At 62.0% G+C, this 24,027-nt stretch carries 5 protein-coding genes; 4 read left to right on the forward strand and 1 reads right to left on the reverse strand.

From position 1 onward, the window contains the following. Positions 1-10 precede the first annotated feature (10 nt). A complete protein-coding gene (locus AM2010_RS01420) occupies positions 11-12,940 on the forward strand; it encodes a filamentous haemagglutinin family protein (RefSeq protein ID WP_082132761.1) in 12,930 nt (4,309 codons plus the stop codon). A gap of 64 nt (positions 12,941-13,004) precedes the next feature. Then, a complete protein-coding gene (locus AM2010_RS01425) occupies positions 13,005-13,766 on the forward strand; it encodes a SapC family protein (RefSeq protein ID WP_047805558.1) in 762 nt (253 codons plus the stop codon). Positions 13,767-14,152: 386 nt separating this feature from the next. On the opposite strand, the gene AM2010_RS13900 is transcribed toward AM2010_RS01425, so the two are convergent. Further along, positions 14,153-14,833, reverse strand: a complete 681-nt coding sequence (locus AM2010_RS13900) for a TetR/AcrR family transcriptional regulator (RefSeq protein ID WP_082132762.1) — start codon at positions 14,831-14,833, stop codon at positions 14,153-14,155. Between the two features lie 732 nt (positions 14,834-15,565). Between AM2010_RS13900 and AM2010_RS01435 the strand changes: the two genes are divergently transcribed. Then, complete coding sequence (locus AM2010_RS01435) at positions 15,566-16,135, forward strand: hypothetical protein (RefSeq protein WP_053043845.1); 570 nt, start codon at positions 15,566-15,568, stop codon at positions 16,133-16,135. A gap of 139 nt (positions 16,136-16,274) precedes the next feature. Next, a complete protein-coding gene (locus AM2010_RS01440) occupies positions 16,275-24,020 on the forward strand; it encodes a YadA-like family protein (protein ID WP_053043846.1) in 7,746 nt (2,581 codons plus the stop codon). Positions 24,021-24,027 lie beyond the last annotated feature (7 nt).

Consider the following 24,027-nt stretch of genomic DNA (forward strand, 5'->3'; position numbering starts at 1 on the left):
GAGACACCCGATGCTTCCCACTTTCCTTCCTCGCGCAGCCCGCATCGCCGGTCGTAATGCCCTCATGACCGGTGCCAGCCTTGCGGCCATGGCCAGTTTCGCCATCGCCCCGGCCAAGGCGCAGGATGTGCCGCAGGACGTGGTATTCGGCGACATGATCGCGCTGACCGGCGGTAATGTGCAATTGCCCGATGGAAGCTATTCGCGATGGGAAGGGGCGAACAATCCGGTCATCGGCACCGATGCCGACGGCAATCCGCTCATGACCATCGAACAGACCAAGCAGCGCGCACTGCTCGATTGGGAACGCTTCAGCCTCAAGACCGGGGAAATCCTGGAGTTTCAGCAACAGGCCGCGGACTGGATCGCGGTCAACCGCGTCCATGGCGAACAGGCCAGCCAGATTGACGGCACGATCCGGGCGCAGGGCCGGGTCTTCATCCTCAACGATAACGGTGTCCTGTTCGGTGAGGGCGCCAATATCGATGTACGCCAGCTCGTCACCGGCAAGGGCGTCTCCGATGTGCTGATCGATGGCAATGTCACGACGATCGTCCAGAAGGACGAACGCGCCATCCTCAACTGGTCCGACATGTCCAGCCAGGCGGGCGAGGTTCTGCGGTTCCAGCAGGAGCAATCCGACTGGCTCGCGCTCAACCGATCGCTTCTTGAAGGCACGACCCGCCTTGCCGGGAATATCGAAGCAGACGGTCATGTCTATCTGGTCGCACCCGGCGGCCTTTCCATCGCCGGATCGATCGATGCCCAACAGGTGATCCTCAGTCAGCTCGATATCAGCGACGCGCAGTTCGAGGCGGGTCTCGATGAGAGAATTTGCGTAAGCCGCTGCAACAGCGGCTCGCGCTCCCCCACTTTCAGCAATAGCTGGGCGCCCGGATATGCCGATTTCGTTTCCGGCAAGATCGACGTGGATGAGTACTTCCGCGTGATTGGGGATGCCGCGTCGAGCGGCGGCGCGGACGTCTATGATGAGAATGACGAGAGCCGTTACAGCCTGATCGTCGAATCGACCGGCCAGATCACCACCGGCGCGCTTGGCAAGGCGATCCTGCTCGGTACCCGGGTCGACAATCGCGGCATCGTTTCTGTGACCGACGAAGGTCAGGTCATTCTCGCGGCGGGAGAAAATATCTGGCTCGATCGCGATCCCACACAGGATGGGCGCTTTGGCGCCTTCGCCGGTTACTGGGATATCTATCAGGCCGGGAGCATCCAGTTTGCCAGCGGCCTGCGTACAGTGAACGAGGCCAATCGCGCATTTTGGAAAGAGGTTACGGGCAACGACTACGAGTTGGGCTACCGCTTCGGAAATTTCGAATGGTCGCAAGTCGTGCCGCTCGCCGACGAGTTGTTGATCCTCAAGGCACTCGACCGGATCGACAGCCAGAACATCTATGTCCGTAATAGCGGGATCGTTAGTGCGGAGCGCGGCGGCTACATCGATTTCCGCGGCATGCGGATTGATCAATTTGGCGCGGTTCAGATGACGTCGACCGCGAATTTTCGCGGAACGATCAGCCTCGATGCGCGCAGCTATGCGCTCGACGAAGATGTCACCAACGATACGCTCGGCAGGCCGCTGCCCAACAACGGCGTCGTCACATTTGGCAAAAACAGCCTCACCCAGATTACGCCCGATCTTGAATCTGACGATACCATCCCGCTCACCGAAGGTGCCCAGAACGTCGGCACGCTGACGATCAATGCCTTCCGCGTCGACATGCAGGACGATTCGATGATTTACCTGCCCAGCGGGACGGTAAATGTCTGGCTCGACGACGAAAACAAGTTCAACGGATCGAACCGCGGCCCACAAGGCAGCAGCAACAATGAGACCGGCACACGCTTCCTCATGCGGCAGGGTGCGACGATCGATCTGTCGGGCTGGGAAACCACGGTGGGGATGGGATACCACCAGGTGAGCGGCAAAATCTTCGCAGCACAGCTCGCGGATTCTCCCGTCCAACGCGACGGCGTATTCTATCGCAAGGAAGTGACGGTCGACCGCCGTTACGGCACCGATCTCATCAACTGGGAAGGTTTCGACAATCTTTCCGCCGGGACGCTCGACCAGTTTCTGATCAATGGCGGCACGTTTACGCTCGACACCGATAACGACTTCATCATGATGTCGGGTTCGCTGATAGATATCTCCGGCGGCAGCATCACCTACGAAGCCGGTACGGTGACGACCACGCTGGTGCGGACGCTCGACGGGCGCCTGATCGATATCCGCGAGGCCAATCCTGACGAACTCTATATGGGCCTCGCCAACGAGTTTACTCAGTACGACGTCAAATGGGCCGAGCAGCAAACCTACATCGTGCCCTTCGTGTCGCCTACCGTCACGCGTCACGAGGAAAGCTATGTCGAGGGCGGCAATGCCGGTCTGATCGAGATCATAGCTCCCGATGTCGTGTTGCAGGGCACCGTGCTGGGTGATGTCACCATCGGCAAATACCAGCGTGAAAACATGCCCGATCTGGGCCAGTTCGTCATAGGGACGGGCGGCAAGGACGAAAGCGAATACAACTCGAACTATATCCGCGTGGACGGATACGAGAACGTCTTGGGTGCCGATTTCGGTATCGGCAATAATCTCAACTTTGCCTTTGCTCGCCAGAAAGGCCTGGAGCTCGGACTTCAGGGCGAGGAACTGGAGGTCTTTGTCGAAGGCTATACGAGCGGCAATCTCGCAGAGGCTTACGCGCGGTTCGAAGGCGAGGCGCTGGGGCTGGAGGGCGATGAACTCGATACGTTCATCGCAGACTATGCCGCAGCAAACCCGAGCGAGGATTACGCTCGCACATTTGGTGAAGCAGAGGGGCTGACGGGCGAGGCGCTGGACGCTTTCGTTGCCGAGTTTGTTGCTGCGCATCGACCATTCGGTGTCGAGTATGATGAAAGCCTGTTCGCCGCGGGCGACGGCGTTCCATCGGATCAGGTACTGAGAGACAACCTGCTGCTGACTTCGGACGATTTCTTCAATCGTTCGATCATGGGCAGCTTCGACATTACCGGCCGGTCTCAGCAGCCGCCTTCATCCGAATTGCCCGAAGGCGTGGCGCGCCACGGCGTGGTGATCGGCGAAGACGTCGCCCTGGACCTTTCCTATGGCGGCTCGCTCTCGCTCGCCATGCTCGACGGACAGATCGACTTCGCCGGCAGTATTCGAACCGGCGGCGGTGATGTGGCGCTGAGCGGCCGGGATCTTGTCTTCGGTGACGCGGCTGTAATCGACACCAGTGCCGGCTGGATCAATGAATACGAGGGGGCGAGCGGTGAATTCGGCCCTCGGCCGCTGGCAGACGCGATCCGCATCAATGGCGGCGATGTAACTTTGTTCGCGGGACAGGGTTCGGACAGTGCAGATGCGGGCAGCATGGTTCTGCCGGCATCTGTGACGCTCAACATGTCAGGCGGAGCCTGGGCTCGCCGTGACGGAACGATACGGGGCGGGACCGGCGGCGATCTTTTTATCGGGGGTCTCGATGCGAAGGAGCTCGCGGGCGATGCGCTGTATGATGCGGTTGCATTCGGACTGGGCGGTAATGGCAAGCTGACCCTCCAACTGGGCGGCACTGTCTACATTGGCGAGGAGGCCGGTGAATTCCCGGTCGATCCCGATGGCGAAGACACACCGATGCTCGCCCCTGGCGAAGACGGGGCCGATCCTGCACCGGGGCCGGAGCTTCCGGATTACTTGCTGCTTTCGCCGGAACTGTTTGGGAACAGCGGATTTTCAGCGATCAACGTCCAATCCGATCGCCTGATGGTGACCGAGGGAACGACGGTCGATGCCCGGGCTGCAACCTACCGGTTGATCCCGCCCGCTCCCGATCGCTCCATCGCTCCATGGCAGCTCGCCGATACTGGCAGCGATCTTTCGGACCTGCTCGAAGTTGTCGAACTGCCGCTCGGCATGCGACCCAAGGCGGTTCGCCGTGGCATGGATGTGACGCTGAACGGCGGCAGCATTGCCGTCGTTGCCGATGGCGCGTCGGTTCGCACCGAAGCCGGCGGCCAGATCGCCATCAACGCCCATGACATTGAGATTCACGGTCTGCTTCAGGCTGACGGCGGTGCGATTGGCCTTGGCGGGAGCAATGCCGGCGGGTCGATCCACATCGGAAGCAACGCGGAACTGCGCGCGCGTGGCGTCGCGGTGGTGACCGACATCGTTTCCTCCCGCGACGGCAGCGAATGGCGCGATGGTTATGTTCTTGACGGCGGCGAGATCAGCCTGAGCGCCGCCAGCCTGACGATAGATGAAGGCGCCGTGCTCGATGTGCGCGGCGCGGAGGCGGTCTTCGACATCCTGCCCGAAGACGGCAGCAGTCTCACGCGCGTTCCGACGCTGATCGGGTCGGATGGCGGTTCGATCGCGCTCCTCGCCGGGAAGCTCGATATTGCTGGTGCGACTTACCTCGCGCAGGGCGGTGGGACGCGCGGGCGCGGCGGCAGCTTCTCCCTACAATTCGAAGCGACTTTTGGCGCAGCCGAAGGCGATGGCCCGTCGACCGTCGATATTGCCCAGAATCTTCTGTTTCCCAACGGAGGCGTTTACGAATTTTACGACGAAAACTTCAATCTGCTCAGAGATTTGACTGGGGTAGATCTCAGCACAATCGCCTACCTGTTTCGTTATACCGACTTTGGCTTTTTCGATATCGCGGTCGAACCCGGCCTTTCGTTCGATAGCGTTGACGAACTTTCAGGCTTTATTGCCTCGCAGTCGCTTGGCTCCCTGGGATCGCCACCGGCGCTGATCGTCGGCGATCCGGATGTGGCGTTTGAGTATGTCGGCGGCGGCGACGGAGCCGCAGGCTTCCCTGCCGGATTCGGAGATCTCATCGGCTACCTCGGCTATGTGGAGCTTCCAGCCTACGACGGGCCTCCCCGCGAAACACGACTGCCGATCGACGCGATTGTGAACGGTGGATTCTCGTCCCTTACGCTCGGTTCCAACGCGCCTCTCATGTTCGCCGGCGATGTTACGATCGGTGCGTCCACACCATTGCAGTCGCTCAAGTTCACCGCACCCCTCATCGCTGCGCTGGAAGGGGCGAACGTGTCGCTCTCGGCTGAGGTCGTAAACTTCAACGAACCTACTTCCTCGCTCGGCCTGGACCTTCTCACTTCCGCGCTTGCGCTGACCAACGCCGCGACGGATGGTTCCGGGGCCACGTTCACTACACATAGCGGCACAATCACCGACATCGAGACTGCCGCCTTCCTCGGTTTCGACGCAGTCAACCTCTTCAGCGACGGGGACGTTCGTCTCCGCGGATATCCTCTTGATCAACTGATCGATGGGGAGCGTGCGCCGTCGAGCATGTCGGTCAGCGGCGATCTCAACATCAAGGCAGACCAGCTATACGCCGCGTCAGGTCGCGACTTCACCCTGCGCGCCGGCGGAACGCTGGAAATCCTGCCGCAGGATTCCGGTCAGCCGATCAACGATACGCCTTACGAAGCAGCGGCAACGCTGACTCTCGAAGCGCCGCGCATCGTTCAGGGCGGAACGGTCCGCTCGCCGCTCGGCGCGATCATCCTGAGCGCTATCGACGACGGCAGCGAAGGCGCCGGGACAGTGACCTTGCTCGATGGCAGCATCACGTCGGTCGCATCGGATGGAAATATCGTGCCCTATGGCCGCCTGAACAATGGCGATACCTGGCTCAATCCGCTCTATTTCGGAAACGATGGGCTCGATGCAGCCGAACTCCGCATTCTGCCTGAGCGTCGGGTAACGATCGAAGGCCAGGTGGTGGATTTGCAGGAAGGTGCGCTCGTCGATCTCCACGGCGGCGGCGATCTGCTCGCCAGTGAATTCACCCCCGGCACCGGGGGCACACATGACTGGCTGTCGGGATATTTCGACAACGATTACGACTGGATCTCGGACAATTCGGGCATCTATGCGATCGTGCCCGACTATCAGGGCGATGTTGCGCCAGTCGGGCTTGGTGATGGCGGCCCGCTGGTTGGACAGAAAATCTACCTGTCCGGCGGCGGCGGACTGGAAGCTGGCCATTACACGCTCATGCCGGCCGAATATGCACTGCTTCCGGGTGCCTTCCGCGTAACCGCCAATCATCAGTATGGTGGCGACTACACCGATGTGCAGCTCGGTGCCGGGCGACCGCTCAACGACGGTTCGTCGCTTCAGGCCGGCTACATGTATCAGGGCGAGATCAGCAATCGTGATCAGCGCACCAGCGCTTTCCTGGTCATGCCGCGGGAGACGCTGTTCGCTCGCTCCACATACAACATACAAACGGCGAGCGGGTTCTTCGGATCGAAAGAGTTTCTGGAGAAGGCACTGCGCGAAAACCGCGAAGTGCCCGATGCGCCGCGCACGCCACTGGATGGTGGTTCCATCGTACTGGCGGCGACGGAAAGCATGTATCTCAATGCAAGCGTCGACAGCGCCGCAGCCGAAGGTGGGCGCGGCGGTCTGGCCGACATTGTTGCCCCCAGGATCGCCGTCGTCGGCGCCGATACGGATACCAGCGCTTACGACGGATATCTGTTGCTCGACAGCGAGCAGCTTTCGTCGCTCGGGGCGGAAAGTCTCCTGCTGGGAGGCACGCGAGAGCAGGGCGACGTCAATCTGGAACTTTCAGTCACGGCAACCGAAGTCGTGATCGACAATGCCGGTTCGGTGCTCGACGGTTCCGAGCTTCTCTTTGCTGCGCAAGGCGATATCGCCTTGATGTCGGGCAGCGCGATCGAGACGACCGGTACGATAAGCGGAGACGCAAGTAACCTGCGGGTTGTCAGCGCGCATGGCCGTTTGGTCGACACCAAGGGAACGAGCACGAGCAACGACGATGTCGTGGTTCACGAAGCGCTCGACTTCGGTAGCGTGTTGCGCCTTTCCTCGAACGATCAGATCGACATCTTGCGTGATGCCGATGCGGTATCGGCGTATTCCGAACTGAGCGAAGCCGAGCTGACGGCCGTCAACGACTATCGCGCGGCTCTAGGCTTGGCTGCGATCGGCACGGGCGGTGTGATCGCGATCCACGATGGCGCGTCGATCGCTTCGAGCGCATCGCTGACGCTGGACGCTACCGACAATGTGCTGATCGATGAGGCGGCAACTGTGCGCGCTCCGCAGGTCAGCGCGTCGGCTTCGCGTGTCAGCATTGGTGCCGTGCCCGATGGGGTGGGCGGCCTGGTGTTCGGCGAGAACTCGCTCGGCGCACTGGCGCAGGCTGAGGACATCCTCCTCAAGAGCTATAGCGAGATCGACTTTTATGGCGACGTTGCGATCGACGCCGCGGGGGCACTCACATTCGATGCGCGTGCGATCCGGGCAGTCGATCCGAGTGGAGGGACAGTCTCGATCGCGGCGGAAACGCTGACTCTGGCGAACAGCAACGCTGGCCGGTCCGATATTGCGACAGGCGATGCGCGTCTGCGCCTCGATGCCGACAATCTTTACCTCTCGGGCAATGACAAGTGGCTGATCGGATTCGATCAAGTCGAAATGAACGTCGCCGAATATGTCGTCGGCGGCGATGAAAACACGCTCTACGTTCCGGGCGCGCTCGATATCTCGGCTGGCGCCGTGACCGCTGAGAGCGGATCACGCCAGTTCTTCGATGCGAGCGGTAACATCAGTATCGCGGCCAATGGTGCCGAACTGGACGAGTTCGTGACGTTCGGCGCGACGCTGGGGTTCACGGGAGCGAGCGTAAGCAATGAAGGTACGCTCGCCCTGACCGGCGGCACGGTGCAGATGCGCGCACGCGAAGGGGACGTCGTGCTTTCCGGCGGGGTGATCGACGTCACGAGCGATCAGCTGGAAATCTTCGACAAGCTCGTTGGCGTGGGCGCGGGCAATGTTTCGCTCGTTTCGGACGTCGGCGATGTCCGCATCGCCGAAAGCGCAGCGATCGACCTCTCGGGCACCGAGGCGGGCGGCGATGCCGGCACGTTGACGCTCTCCGCCGCACAAGGTGTGGTGGCACTGGCCGGCACTGTCCGCGCCGACGCAGCCGAAGGGTTCCGCTCCGGCTCGCTCGCAATGACGGTGCGCACGCTCGACGACTTCGCCGGCCTTAACGCAGCTCTCGACAATGGTGGCTTCCGTCAGTCGCGCGCGTTCCAGGTCAATCAGGGCGATGTCGCACTTGATGGCAATGTTTCCGTCCAGCAATTCACCGTCGTCGCCAACGACGGCTCGATCGACGTTTCGGGTACGATCGAGACGCCGGGCGAGCGCGGCGGTCGCATCCAGCTTTCAGCATCGGATACCGTAAGGTTGGCGAGCACTGCCAGGCTGCTTGCGCGCGCAGGGGCCGAAGACGGCGCAGGCGGCACCGTCCTGCTCGAAACGCGGGGACGCAACGGCGGAATGATCGAGATCGCGTCTGGCGCACTTATCGACGTCAGCGGTGAAGGAGAGGGTGGCCGCACAGTCCGGCTGCGCGCCCCGCAAGTGGGCGGAGATGACGTTGCGATCGGCGCGATCGACGGCACGATTACAGGCGCCCGGCAAGTCGTGGCCGAAGCCTATCGCAGCTATGACGATGTCGAGACGATCGATCAGGCGGTGATCGATCTGGTCAGTGCAGATGCCGACGCGTTCATGGTCTTTGCCGATACGATCAACGCGCGGCTGGGTGGCGGCGTGGAAGTGGCGCCGGGCATCGAGCTGCGCAACAGCGGCGACATGGAACTGGTTACCGACTGGGACCTTTCGGGCTTGCGCTGGGATGACGTAGCAGGCGTGCTGACGCTGCGTGCCGAGGGAGACCTGTTGATCAACGGCAATCTCTCGGACGGGTTTGCCGGCACCGATGCGGATGCAGCATTGCTTGGCGGACCGAGCTGGACCTTCAATCTCGTCGGCGGCGCGAACATCGAAAGCCCCAATTCACTGGGTGTGCTCCCGCTCGGGCAGCTCGCGGCAGACGCTGGATCGGTCGTCATCGGCGGCACGCCGGACACCGTTGAATACTATATTCGCCCGGAAGACGGACGGACCCGGCTTTTCCTGCGCGACCCCAACACCGGCCGTTTCCTGCGCGATGAGAGCGACGGATATTACTACCAAAGCTTCACCGAACTCGAATGGGATGAAGGCGCGGGCACCTATCTCGACCCGATAACCGGCGAACCGATTCCGTACGATGCTGAAGCGGGCTATGCCGATGCCGACAATTATGCTGCGCGGCCGCTGCCCTGGGCCTGGTTCAATATCGGCGGGGCTTACGGAATTTTCGTGCCGAACCAGGATATGACCGAAGTCAACCGTATCTCGGGGAATCCGCTGACGCTGACGGACTATTTCCAATGGGATAACGCCACCGGCAACATCGTTCGCACCGGTACCGGGGCGATCAACGTCGCTTCTGGCCGGAACTTCGTGCTGCAGGAATGGCCCTCGGTCCTCTACACTGCTGGCGAAGAAGCCGATCCGGTTGCCGATTTCGATCCGGTGCTGACCGGCTACACTCCCACCAATGGCGGCGACATCAATATCACCGCGGCGGGTGACATCATCGGCGGCGCCAGCCCGCAATTGCCTTCGGGCTGGTTGAGAAAATGGGGGAGCGTCACGCCGGAAGGTCTGTTCGCAACCGCTTCCGATCGACCTTACAATCAACTCACCTGGGTCGTGGACTTCGGTCGCTATCGCGCAGGGGTCGGTGCGCTTGGTGGAGGCAATGTGTCCGTCGAAGCCGGCGGCAATATCAACGAGCTTAGCGTGAACATCCCCACGACCGGGCGCGTGGCCGGTGGCCGCACCGAAGGCGAGGAGACGGTGTTCCACCAGACTGGTGGCGGCAACCTCACCGTGCGTGCGGGCGGGAACATTCGCGGCGGCCAATACTATGCAGGCGACGGCATCGGCGAGGTTACTGCGGGGGGTGCGTTCCTGGCATCTCCCGACGCCGTTGCCCGAATCTATAACGAGACCAACTCGGGAATTCGGGACGCGATATCCTACGATTGCGGTCGTTCGACCTGTGTCGACATCCACTCGGATCCGAGTGTGTTCACCACTTATTTCGATCTCAACCCGGTCTTCTACACTTCGGGCGGACAATTGAGCCTGCAGAGCGGCGGCGACATGAATGTGGAGGCGGTTCTCGATCCGCTAGCCTACGGCATGTACGAGAACCGAGAGGCAGTGATGCTGAGCTACACCGAGGACGCCTCGGTCTCGATTTTCTCGGCAGGCGGTGACATTCGGATCTGGAACAATTCCCAAAACCTCCGGACACCTCGCAATCTCGGCAACCATATCCAGCACACGCAGTATGACGAAGTCATCGACTTCAGTGGCACTTTCAGTGCGCTGCGTTTGACCGAACTCGATATGACCCTGTGGCCCGGCACAGTTCAGGCCACTGCCGCAGCAGGCGATATTGCCGTGTATGGCGGCCTGCTGATGGCTCCTGCGAAACAGGGCAACCTGGAGCTGATCGCGCGCGACAATGTCCAGATCGGCAACTTTTCCACGCTGACCACGCCGAACTCCAACAGCCCAATTTTCGTCGAGCGCAATCTTCAAAGCTCGCGTTCCGGCATCTACATGAGCCAGGCCTTCCTCGAACTGTTGCCTACGCCTGAAAACCCGCTCACCAGCATGGGTGGCGAGCTGACCGAAGCAGTGCTGCGCCATGCGGGCATGAGCGGCACCTACAACGACGAATACTCGATCTGGTTCAGCCGCGAGGTTCTGCCCGATCTTCATGCCGGCGATCTTGAGCCCGCGCGGATCTATGCTGGGCTGGGCGAGATCGTGACAACCGAGACGGTCAACCTGCCCAAGCAGCTCGAAATGCGGGCCGGGTCGCATGTGTACTTCCCTCGCATCACGGTCCAGCACAACAATCCTACGGATTTGACGCTCATCGATGCCGGCGGCGGAATCTATTTTACGACCAATTCCTTCGTCAGGGTGGCGGGCGAAGGACGGCTCGACTTCGAGGCAGGCGGCGATTTCTGGATACCTAGCAATGAACACGGTATCACGACCGACGACGTCCTTCTCGAAATGGGCCGCAACACGCCGGCCGAATACTGGCGGCCAGAAACGGATGCGGCCGATATATCGATCACGGTCGGACTGGACCAGGAGGCGGATTATTCCGGCTTCGCCGAGTGGTTGTTCAATCCCGAAGGGGCGGAGACGCCGGACTATGCCCTGATCGATGCCGGAAACGGCAAGATGCTATCGATGTATCTGTTCGACAGGCTCAATGGACGGGCCGATCGGGACGGCGATATCGAACTGATATCCGAGGATCTCGAAGCCGGCTTCGTCAACTATATCCGCGGCTTGCAAGGGCTTGAACCGCTTGAGAGCGAAGCCGAGCAGGCGCGCTATCTCTACGATGCCTGGGATTACTGGCTGGCGCTTCCCGCCGGACAGGATACGCCGTTCGACGGCTTCTTCCCGCGCGGGAAAGAGGCTGCGAATGTCGAGCCGACGTTCTACCTCCCTGAAGCGCAGCAAGGTCTGGTCAACTATGTCCGGCAGATGCACGGCATGGAGGAGCTTGCAACGCAGGAAGATCAGCTCGCTTTCCTCGATGAGGCCTGGGCCATGTGGGAAGCAATGCCGATTGATGACCAGAAGCCCTTCTATCGCACCGTGCTCGGTCTGGAACTGCGCAGCACGGGCCGCGACGCGAACGACGCGGATAGTCCGCGGTACGAGACCACGTTCCGCGGGTATGACGCGATCGCCCGTCTGTTCCCGGGTGCCGAGAAGCGCGAAGACGAGGCACTGGCCGAAGGCGAGAGCCGTTGGGACGGTAGTTTTCAGACCTATGCCAGCCGCGTCCTTTCGCAGGGCGGTGGTGATATCAGCTTCGTCATCCCAGGCGGCCGGCTTGATCTTGCCAACGTCGCGGCGACCAATGAACAGACCGGACAGCCCAGTTCCCCTGTCGACCAGGGCGACGCACTACGCGCCGGCTTGATCACGCAGAACGGCGGGGCAATCAACGTCTTCGCCCATGACGATGTGCTGGTGAACAGTTCGCGCGTTCTGACGGCGAAGGGCGGTAACATCATGATCTGGTCGTCATACGGGGACATTGCCGCCGGCGCCGGTGCCAAGACTTCCATCAGCCCGGCCAATTTCAATTATGAGTACAATGAATGGTTCGATCTGGGACGTGAAGCCGCGGGGCTTCCGACCGGCGCGGGGATTGGAACGCTGGCCAGCACCGATGGGGCCCCGGCGGCCGATGTCGACCTGATCGCACCGAACGGGATCATCGATGCCGGCGATGCCGGGATCCGGGTATCGGGCAACTTCAGCGTCTTCGCCGTGCAGATCCTGGGCACCGACAATATCGATGTTTCGGGTATCGCCACTGGGCTTCCGGTGCCACCGGCGGCTCCGCCGACCTCGCTCGATACCGGTGACGTAGCTTCTCAGGCAAATCGCGCGATTGATGCGATCACTGATGCGATGGCCCAGGCGCAAGAAAACGCCGCGGTCCAGGCACCATCGATCATCGAAGTTCGTGTGACCGGATACGGCGAAGAAGAATGCGCAGAGGACCGGCGCAACTGTAGGCCGGCCGGAAGCGGAACCGGCGCCGCTGCCACGCTCCCCGAAGCTCCCGGTACCGTGCTCACTCAGGTTGCAGCGAAAGCTGCCCCTTCGGCGCGAGTGGCGTTTAGCCTGCCGGCGCAATCGCTGCGGACCATGTTGACCGAGATCGGCCGCTCGGCTGGCGTCAACATCCTTTACGATAATGGCGTCCTCAAGAACCGGCGCGTTGCGGGCCTTTCCGGGTCGATGACCGTGGAGGAGGCGCTGAACCGTCTGCTGACGGGTGATCGAGTCGAGGCGATCAGGCTGGACGCCAGGACGATTATTCTCGTCCCGCAGCGTAGCGGCCAGCCGCAGAGCCAGAGCCTAACGGCGCGGCTGTGATTGCAGACCACATTTTGCAGCGACTTTCGGGCCGACACTTCGTCCGAATGCTGGGAGACCGTACGTGACCGAGAATTCGAAATTGCCCCTTTTCTATAGCGATCCCGCTCCGCTGTCCTCGCAGCGGCATGCGTCGTGGCGTCTGAAGGCGGGCGATATGGGCTTCGCGGCGGAGACCGCATGCGTGCCAATCGTAGTCGGCGAGATTGCGGCGGCCTCGCGCGACTACCCGATCGTGTTCGGTGGCGGCGACGCCACGCCTCTGGCGGTGGTCGGGCTGGAGCAGGCCAATCTGTTCGTGAACGATGGGGAGTGGGACAAGCACAGCTATCTTCCCGCTTATGTCAGACGCTATCCCTTCGGCTTCGTGAAGACTGCCGAGCCTGAAAGCTATGCCCTGGCAATCGACGCGGGTTCCGAACGGCTCACCAGCAAGGGCAAGGACGGCCTAGCATTGTTCGAGGATGGGAAGCCAAGCGAAGTTACACGTCAGGCCTTGGCATTTTGCGATAGCTTTCGCCGTGAAGCGCAAGCCACGCAGGAGTTCGCAGAGGCGCTACAGAGCCATGACCTGCTGATCGACCGGCGCGCCGATGCGACCTTGCCTAACGGACGCCAGCTGGGACTAGGTGGCTTTCAGGTCGTCGACGCGGACAAGTTCGCAAAACTGGATACGCAAGTGGTGGCCCAATGGCATGCGAGCGGATGGCTGGCGCTTGTGCATTTCCATCTCGCCTCACTGGACCGCTTCCGCAGCCTGCTCTCGCGGCAGACGGCGCGCGGTACCGCCGGCAACGCTGCACCTGGAGCGGAGGCGGCTGCTTGATAGCGGTTCCCGGTAGGGGGACGGATGGAAACGCCACAGCGCGGATCCCGCGTAATCAATCCTGCAAGATTCACGGGATTGCCGCTGTGCGCAGTCAAGTTCCAGAGCCCCGGTTCCGGCACCGGGATGCTGATCTTTGAGTTGACCAGAGCGGAACGCGGGCCATCGCCAAGGCTCCGGTCAACTTGTTGCGATGATAGCATGTCCACTCCGGATTTCAGCATCCCGAACAAGCCCGTCTCATCCAACCTGAACGGTGACTCGTGCCCAAGCACTCGCGGCGAGCGATCAGCTGGTTCACGGTCGGCTGCCTAATACCCTGCCCAAACTCCGCGAACACCTCGCCAATACCAGGGCAGGATGGGACAATGGTCGCGTGCCCACAATCAGTCAGAAGGGTGAGGGCCTTCGTTTCCAGCCGCAAGAATAGCCGCCGCCGAGCCATCCAGAAATGGGAGGATGCCGTTCCGAACGAATTTCGAAAGCTGCACTTCATCCTCCCCATCGAGCGAGAAGCGTCCATCCGCGAGAATCAGCGCGAAGCCATAGGTTAGCGCGATATAGCCGATCGCCATGCCATGCTTCTCAAAATTCGGGCCCGAAGACGCTACTTCAGATACATCGCCATAGATGAACCTGGTGACCTCCATGAGCGATCGAGCCGATACATCGTCGTACTCATCGCCATCGACATGCTCCCGCCTGCGCAACATGAGGCGCATGAGTTGTTTGTTCCTCAGGCAAAATTGGATGAATTCGGTCGCGGAAGCGATCAGTAATTCAGGCTTCGATCCATGGCCTGACCATGTGGTAACTGCACGCGTGATGGCCTGATCGAGGGATGCAGAGGCAATTTTGGCGAGAAGCTCATCCAGGTTGTTGAAGTGATTGTAGAAGTTTGCGGGTGCAATACCGACCTCTCTCGCAAGGCGTCGGACGCTGACATTCTCAAGGTTTTCTGCGGCAAGTATTCGCTCGGCCGCCTCCCTCAGATCGGCTGCGACATTGCCTTTGTGATAGGCGCGACCCCGAGGGTTAGGCCCTTTGCTATCCGATGGATCTGCCATTCTGCAGGGTCCTTAAAGGCTGGCACCACTCCATTTATGGGGACATGAACCAACACCAGAAATGTTGTCACATTTATTCGCAAGTACAATCTCAGAATAAATTAAACGCATTAGCGTCTGATTGCAATGCGATGAGGTGGGTAAACTTCCCCGCGTCCTATATTTCGGACAGTCGTGCTGGAGCAAAAAAAGATGCGGCTCGCGACCTCGACTATCGCCCAGGTCGTCAGTACTCGTCCCAGCGTCGCCGGTGGCGCTCGCTAAACGAAGATCGCTTTTCGACACATCGGGCGATAGCCCCAAGCGCACGATCGGCAGGCTAGGCCGCAGGCGGCGATCCACTCTGAACGACCGTCAATAAATAAAGTTAACATGCCGTTATTACTTTATTTTTATTTCACTCAACTGCATATTTTCGGGTCGTTTGTTCCTGACAACGATATATTAACTTAATCTTTCATTTACAATTTGGCTGGACAAGCGATGCGAACGATGTTCATATCGAGTCGTTCGCGCAACCTGTGGGGGACGGGCGTTGGCTGAGCAGTGGGCAAGATCGTGTGTATCGCCTCCTCTTCGGCGTGAGGTTCACACCGGAGTGATTGCAGATGGCCGCCCTCTTCGGCCGCTTGCGAATGTCGCTTGCCTTTTTCCCGGTCTGGTCGGCTTTGGGGGATTTCAACGATGACTATGAGTGCGAGAATATCCAGGTGCCAAGGCCGAGCCTGGCGCATGTGGCGGCGCACCTCGGGCCTGATTCCTTCAGGCACCGCGACGTTGCGGGCGACCACTCTTGCCGCACTGCTTCTCAGCGCGGCGCCTTCGGCCGCCCAGACAGCAGCTGAATCGACGACCCAAGCACCTTCGGCCTTTTCCGAACAGGCTGCGCAGCTCGGTGTCAGCCGCTGCGCCAATCTCTTCGCCGGTATCGGCCGTGCTGCCACGGCGGGATCTACCTATGCCGTGCAAGTGCAGGCCGATGGCGATGATCCGGACGCGCACGCCGTGCAGGGAGTCGTCGGCATTGCTTATGACAGGCCGGATACCCAGGGCCAGGCAGCGGCCGTCGTATCGGCTGCTCCCGCTGGGCAGGGTTGCGAAGGGCAGATGGTTCGCGTTGCACCCTTCCAGGTATCCTGCCCAGAAGTGCTGGGCCTGCTTCCCGAAGGAAGCACTGCTGTGGGCGATCTCGCGGGCGTTCCGCTCTACAATCTCGGCGGTAACCAGGGGCAAGCGCTGCTGGTGCCAAGCGGGAGTTCCTGCGTCGTCGTATCGATCGCACGCATGGTGGATAGTCCGTAACGATCGCCGGAACGGCGCGCACTAACGCGCCAGTTCCGGATTCCCAAGAATCACTGTCGAACGGGTTCGCGCATCGCGTGGCCGAGGGTTTTGTGCGCCTGAAATTGATCATCAGGGCGAGAAGTTGAGGGAGTTTATCATGCTTGGATTCGATGCAGCTTCGCACCGGGAACGCAGCAATCGTTTTGCCGGGAACTGGATTCCCGGAGGGGCGAACACCGCATCTCAACGTCGCCGACTGATGGCCGCCTTGCGGATGGCGCACCGGGTTCTGGGCCTGAAGCGCAACAACCTCGGGCTTGGCGCGCTAGGCTTCGGAAGGCCCTGCGCGATTTTCGGTTCCGTGGCCGAACCTGCCCACGGCGGCGGCGCCTCCAACATCGGTGAGGCAAAATGGCTTCTGGCTGGAACAGCATCGCTCGCGCTGATGGGCGTTCTCGCGGCTCCTGCTCATGCACAGTACAACGCCGGCGGCGGTAACGCCACGGGCACGCGAAGCGTCGCCATCGGTGCAGACTCGAGGGCGAGCGGCGGGCTTGCCGTTGCTGTTGGCAGCGACGCGAGAGCAACCGGCCTCGAAGGCACGGCCATTGGCAACAACACGACCGCTTCTGGTGTCAATTCAACTGTGCTCGGCAATCAGGCGACTGCGGCAGGCGCCGGTAGCATCGCCATCGGTGCAAATATGGGGCTCGCCGTCGACGCGGCTTCGGCAAGAGGTATCGCGATCGGATGGAGCGCAAGCGTCAGCAATGCTGTCGGTGGACTCGCTCTTGGCAGCAACGCCGCATCCAGCGCGGATGGGGCCACGGCCATCGGACAGTCCGCCAGTGCCGCCGGGATAAATTCAACTGCACTCGGTACCTCCGCAAGTGCCGCCGGCAGTGGTACGTATAATGTCAACCGCGCCGATGGGCTCGGCTTTATCGACGGTCCCGCTACTTTCCATGCTACGGCTTTAGGCGAATCTGCAAGCGCGAGTGCTGGCGGCGTCGCCATCGGGTCTGGAACAACGAGCTCTGGCCTTCTCGCTGTTGCGGTAGGCAATGGAGCGACTGCCTCCGCCACAAGCAGTGCGGCGTTTGGGCCGGGAGCTTTCAGCACCGCAACCCACTCTCTGGCGGTAGGGTTTCAAAATCTTGCGAGCGGTCTTCGCAGCACCGCGATCGGCCCGATTTCGACGGCATCGGGCGATGAATCCATCGCGATAGGTCTGTCGTCTGCGGCTAGCGGAACGCGTGCCATCGCCTTCGGCGCCTCGCCCACCGGCTCGGTTCTGCAGGACACTGTCGACAACACGCAGGCGAGCGGCGTGGACTCGATCGCTCTCGGGACATCTTCCAAGGCTTTGGCAGACAATGCCGTCGCGATGGGCAATGGCGCAGTCGCCGATGCGGAAGAGGCGGTTGCTATCGGCAACGGCTCCACCGCAACCGGCGGCAAGGCCGTTGCCATCGGCTCGCAGAACATTGCCAACGGCAACGGCGCGGTCGCGATCGGCGACCCCAACACCGCGACCGGCGATGGTGCGGTGGCGCAGGGCATGGACAATACCGCGACCGGGAACGGTTCGGTGGCCATGGGCAACACCAATATGGTCGGCGGCGGAGGACAGGCCGTGAGCACGCCCGGCACCGCGGCGCAGGGCGCGGTCGGCATCGGCTTCCAGAATACGGTCGTCGGTCAGGGCTCGGTCGCGCTTGGCAACACCAGCAGCGCGCTGGGCGCCGGCTCGCTGGCCTTCGGCGACACCGCAGTGGCCAACAACGCCGGCGATGTGGCGCTCGGCTCCGGCTCGGTAACGGCGGCACCCGTACCGACCGCAAGCACGACGATCGGCGGCACGACTTACAACTTCGCTGGCGCAACACCGACGAGCGTCGTCTCGGTCGGGGCAGCAGGTGCGGAACGCCAGATCCAGAACGTCGCCGCGGGCCAGGTCAGCGCGACTTCGACCGATGCGGTCAACGGCTCGCAACTCTTCGCCGTGGCCGACACGCTCAGCGGGCAGCTCACCCATTATGTCAGCATCAATGATGGGGGCGTGAACGGCGCGAATTTCGACAATAACGGCGCGCAGGAAGCTGGTGCCATCTCCATCGGCGTGGGGGCCTCGACAGCTTTGGGTGCGGCGAACTCCTTGGCGCTCGGCACCGACGCGACCGTTGCTGGGGGCGAGGCTGTTTCGATCGGTCATGGCGGCACGGCATTGGGCGACGGCGCGGTCACTTTGGGTGGCGGTCTCGCCAACTCCGCGAGCGGAACTGGCGTCCTCGCCATGGGCAGCGGCAATACCGCAGGCACGATACCGGAGAATCCCCTGTCGGATCCCACGATGGGCTCCGTGGCACTTGGCACAAACAATACGGCTGGTGATGAAGCACTTGTGCGAGGATCTTTCGTCCGATTCATTGCGCCAGGCAATGGCGCGGTCGCGATCGGAGAGGATAACAGGGCTACAGGCCCTGGGAATATCGCGATGGGCTTCGGCTCCAGCGCTACAATTGGTTCGTTGAGTGGCGGCGGCGATCAATTCCGATACGGCACTATTGCAATGGGGTACGAGACAACCGCCATGAGCGGAGCTGTTGCCCTCGGTAGTCAGGCGAACGGACGATTAGGTGCGGTGGCGATCGGCACGAATGCCGACGCAAACCAATACACAATCGCTATCGGCAGTAACGCCAGCGGTGTCTCCGACGCAATCGTGCTCGGACGCGACGCGACGGGTAATGTCTTTTCCGTGGCTCTCGGTACGGGTGCACAGGCCGACGCAGTGACCGCAGGGGGGCGAAGGACCAATGCTAGCGTCGCTATTGGTAATGGAGCATCTGCGAATATGACCGACGCGGCGGATTCAGGTGGCATGATCGCGCTCGGCTCAAACGCAACCGTCACCCGTACCGGAGCTATCGGCCTTGGGGCTGCCGCCAATGTCGATGCTGCAGCAGGCCTGGCCCTCGGTTTACGTGCTTCGGTAACGGGCGAGAACGGCACCGCCATCGGCGTCGACAGCAGCGCCACCGGCCTCAATGCGCTGGCCTTCGGTAACGGTGCGCAGGCAACCGGCGACAATTCGATCAGCGTGGGCACTGGCAACGTTGTTTCGGGCACCGGCTCGGGTGCTTTCGGCGATCCGAACACTGTGATTGGCAGCGGCTCTTACGCTTTCGGCAATGACAACACTATCGCTCAGGACAATACCTTCGTGCTGGGCAATGATGTGACCACGACGCAGGGTAATAGCGTTGTGCTCGGCAATGCGTCGACCGATCGCGCAGCGACGGCGGAGACGGGAATCACGATCAACGGTACCGCCTACACTTTCGCTGGCACGGGATCGGCGGCGGCTGGCGTCGTGAGCATGGGTGCAGCGGGCGCCGAACGCCAGGTTATCAACGTGGCGGCAGGACGCGTTGCATCCGACAGCACCGACGCGATCAACGGGTCGCAGCTCTTCGCTACCAATCAGGCGGTGGAGGCCGCCGCAGCAACCGCCAGCATGGGCTGGAACGTCCAGGCCAATGGCGATGCTGCGACCAATGTCGCGCCGGGCGATACGGTTCAGTTCGTCGACGGCCAGAATATCGACGTGACCCGCACGGGCGCCGATATCACGATTGCCACTAGCGCGGATCTTGTTGCCGACAGCGTGACACTGGCGAGCGGGCAGGTGCTCGATGCAACCGGTCTCGATATGGCCGGCACGACGATCACGGATCTCGCGGACGGCGACGTGTCGGCGACCTCGACCGATGCGATCAATGGCTCGCAGCTCTTCGCTACGAATCAATTGGTCGATCAGAACGCGACCGACATCACCAATCTCGGCAATCGCGTGACGACTGTCGAGGGTGACCTCGCTGATGTCGGCAATACGATCACCAACATTGCCGGCGACACATCGACCACCTACACCGAAGCGAACGGCGACGGCATCCGTTACGCTCGCACCAACGAGCGCGGCCTGGCGGAGAGCGACTCGTTCGCCCAAGGGGTGGGCTCGACCGCAGTCGGCTACGAGGCGACCGCCACAGGCGAAAGCGCGCTCGCGCTCGGCCGCGATGCGCAGGCCAGCGAGGCGGGTTCGGTGGCGCTCGGCTCCGGGTCGACCACGGCCGCGGCCGTGGCGACGACCGGCACGACGATCGACGGGCAGGCTTATACTTTTGCGGGCGGCGCGCCGGTCTCGACCGTGAGTGTCGGCGCAGTGGGTGCGGAGCGGACCGTCACCAATGTCGCGGCGGGCCGCCTGAGCGCCAGTTCGACCGACGCGGTGAACGGCTCCCAGCTCTTCGCAACCAACCAGGCGGTCGAAGCCGCAACGACGACGGCCAACATGGGCTGGAACGTTCAGGCCAATGGCGATGCCGCGACCAATGTCGCGCCGGGCGATACGGTTCAGTTCGTCGACGGTCAGAATATCGAGGTGACCCGCACGGGTACCAATGTCACGATTGCCACGAGCGCCGATCTTGTTGCCGACAGCGTGACACTGGCGAGCGGGCAGGTGCTCGATGCAACCGGTCTCGATATGGCCGACACGACGATTACCAATCTGACCGATGGCGATCTGTCGACGACCTCGACCGATGCGGTCAATGGCTCGCAACTCTTCGCGACCAACCAGCAGGTAGCGACGAACACCACCAACATCGCTGGCAATACGACAGCGATCACCAATCTCGACAACGCGATCACCGACATCAACAATGGCGGAGGGATCAAGTACTTCCACGCCAACTCGACCGAACCGGATTCGCAGGCGCTGGGGACGAACTCGGTGGCGATCGGCCCGAATGCGGTCGCCAACAACGCCGGCGACATTGCCTTGGGCTCCGGATCGACCACCGGCGCCGCCGTCGCCACCACGGGAACGACGATCGGCGGAGTGGCCTACGGCTTCGCCGGCACTGCACCGACCTCGACGGTCAGCGTTGGCACGGCGGGGGCGGAACGGACGATCACCAATGTCGCGGCCGGCCGACTCTCGGCCAGCTCGACCGACGCGGTCAACGGTTCGCAACTCTACGCGACCAACCAGCAGGTGACGACCAACACGACCGACATCGCCAACCTCGACGGGCGGATGACGACGGTGGAAGGCGATGTCAGCACCCTCGATGGCCGTCTGACGACGGTCGAGGGCGACGTGGCCACCATCAACACCACGATCACCGACATCAACAACGGCGCGGGCATCAAATACTTCCGCGCCAACTCGACCGAACCAGACGCGCAGGCACTAGGCACCGATTCGATCGCCATTGGTCCCAACGCGGTTGCCAACAACGCGGGTGACGTTGCGCTTGGCTCCGGCTCAGCCACGGCAGCAGCCGTGGGCACCGCTGGCACCACGATCAACGGCACCAATTACGCCTTCGCCGGCGCGGCCCCGACCTCCACCGTCAGCGTTGGCGCGGTCGGCGCGGAGCGCACGGTCACCAATGTCGCGGCGGGGCGTGTCAATGCGGCATCGACGGATGCCATCAACGGTTCGCAGTTGTTTGCGACCAACCAGGCGGTCGAAGGCCTCGCCAGTCAGGCTGACGACCTCGACGAACGGGCCATCAAGTACGATTGGAACGACGCGAACGCCAACGGCGTGATCGATCCGGGCGAAGTAAACTACAACTCGGCGACGCTGGCGGGTGCCGGCGGGACCACGATCACCAACCTCGCCGACGGAGCGGTCGATGCGGCCTCCAGCGATGCGATCAACGGTTCGCAGCTTTACGGGGTGAGCGAGAGCATCGTGAACAACCTAGGTGGCACGTCGGTCGTCAATCCTGATGGGACGGTCACTGGCCCTACGTATAATATCGCGGGCAACACCTATAACAGCGTCTATGATGCCTTCTCGGCCGTCGACGGCAATCTGACCCGCTATTACAGCGTCAACGACGCCGGGGTGGAAGGCGCGAACTACGAGAACGACGGAGCGACCGGCGTGAATTCGCTGGCTGTCGGTGTCGGAGCAGGCGCTTCGGCGGATGGTTCCGGCGCGATCGGTGAAGGGGCGCTAGCCACGGTCGAGGGATCGTTCGCCCTGGGCTCGGGCTCGGTTTCCGATCGGGCGCTTGCTCCGTCGAGCGGCACGATCATCGCGGGGACGAACATTATCCCGTACAACACGAGCGATGCGACGCTTCTGGGCGCAATTTCGGTCGGCAACGCGGCGACTGGCGAATATCGCCAGATCACCAACCTTGCCGACGGGACCCAGGCGCATGATGCGACGACGATCCGGCAGCTCCAGGGCGCGATCGGTTCGGTTTCCGCCACCACGACCAAGTATTTCCATGCCAACTCTACAGCAGGAGACTCGCTGGCAGTAGGCGCGGAATCGGTCGCGGTCGGCCCGGAAACAATCGTGAACGGCGATAACGGCATCGGCATCGGTAACGGCGCTCTCGTCCAGCAGACGGCGCCCGGTGGCACCGCGATTGGCCAGAACGCCGAAGTGTCGGCTGCGGACGCCGTTGCTCTGGGCACCAATTCGGAAGCCCACGGCATTCAGTCGCTCGCGATGGGTGCAGGAGCCAGCGCGACATTCGCCAACAGCGTCGCGCTGGGTGCCGGCTCAGGCACTGGCGTGGGGGCGCAAGTCGGATACACGGGCTACGGGCTTGCCGCACCGCAGAGCTCGGTCGGCGAAGTCTCGTTCGGAAGCGCCGGTGCAGAGCGTCAGCTCACCAATGTCGCAGCAGGCTCGGCACCGACCGACGCGGTCAATGTCAGCCAACTGAACCAGGTGGCGCAGAACACCGCCGAGTCGCTGGGCGGGGGTGCTTCCTATGACTCGACGACCGGCGAATACACCGGCCCCAGCTACGATGTCGGCGGCAACACGTACGACAACGTCGGGGACGCGCTGGATGCGCAGAACACGCAGATCGCCGAGGTCGACGATCGGGTGACGGATGTCGAGGACACGGTCACCGAGATCGACGGACGCCTCACAACGGTCGAGAACAACGTCGACAATATGGGCGACAGCCTGGCCAGCGGTCTTGGCGGCAATTCAAGCTATGACCCGAACACCGGCATGGTTCAGACCGAGCTGAATGTGGGCGGCAACACCTACAACAACGTCAACGATGCCATCCAGGCCGTCAGCGACACGGCCAGCGCGGGCTGGAACATTCAGGCCGAAGGCGGTGCATCGACCAACATCGGTTCCAACGGCACTCTGAACGTGACGGGCGGTTCCAACACTGTGGTGACGCTGAACGGTAACGAGCTGGAGATCGGCATGGTCGACAACCCCACCTTCGCCGGCATGGTTACGGCGAACGGCGGGCTCGCGGTCGGCGCGAACACCAGCGTCGATATGGGGGGCAATGTCGTTCAGAACGTCGGCGCCGGGGCCGTCAGCGCGACATCGACCGATGCCGTCAACGGCTCGCAGCTCTACGAGGTGCAACAGGTCGCCAATAACTCCGTACAGTATGACGAGGGCGGCGAATCCGTCACCTTCAACCCCGGCGGATCGGCGACGAGGCTGCAGAACGTGGCCGCGGGTGAGGCGCCGACCGACGCGGTCAACGTCCAGCAGCTCAACGACGGGCTTGCAGGTGCGGTGGAAGAAGCCAACGCCTACACCGACTCCAGGCTTGCCGGAATCGACTACGACATCCGCGATTTGCGCGAGAATGCGAATGCGGGAACGGCGGGCGCGCTGGCGGCAGCCGGTCTTCCCCAGGCTTTCGAACCGGGCCGCGGGATGCTGTCCTTCGGCGCTGGCACGTACCAGGGGCAATCCGCGTTCGCTATCGGCCTTTCGCGGGTGCTGGATGATGGCAAGACCGTGATCAAGGCCGGCGCCACTTACGACACGCAGGAGCGTGCGGGTGCGAACGTGGGCGTCGGCTTCCAGTTCTGATCCGTTC

Origin of the sequence: Pelagerythrobacter marensis (genome assembly GCF_001028625.1) — a bacterium.
In the GTDB taxonomy this organism is placed as follows: Bacteria; Pseudomonadota; Alphaproteobacteria; order Sphingomonadales; family Sphingomonadaceae; genus Pelagerythrobacter; species Pelagerythrobacter marensis.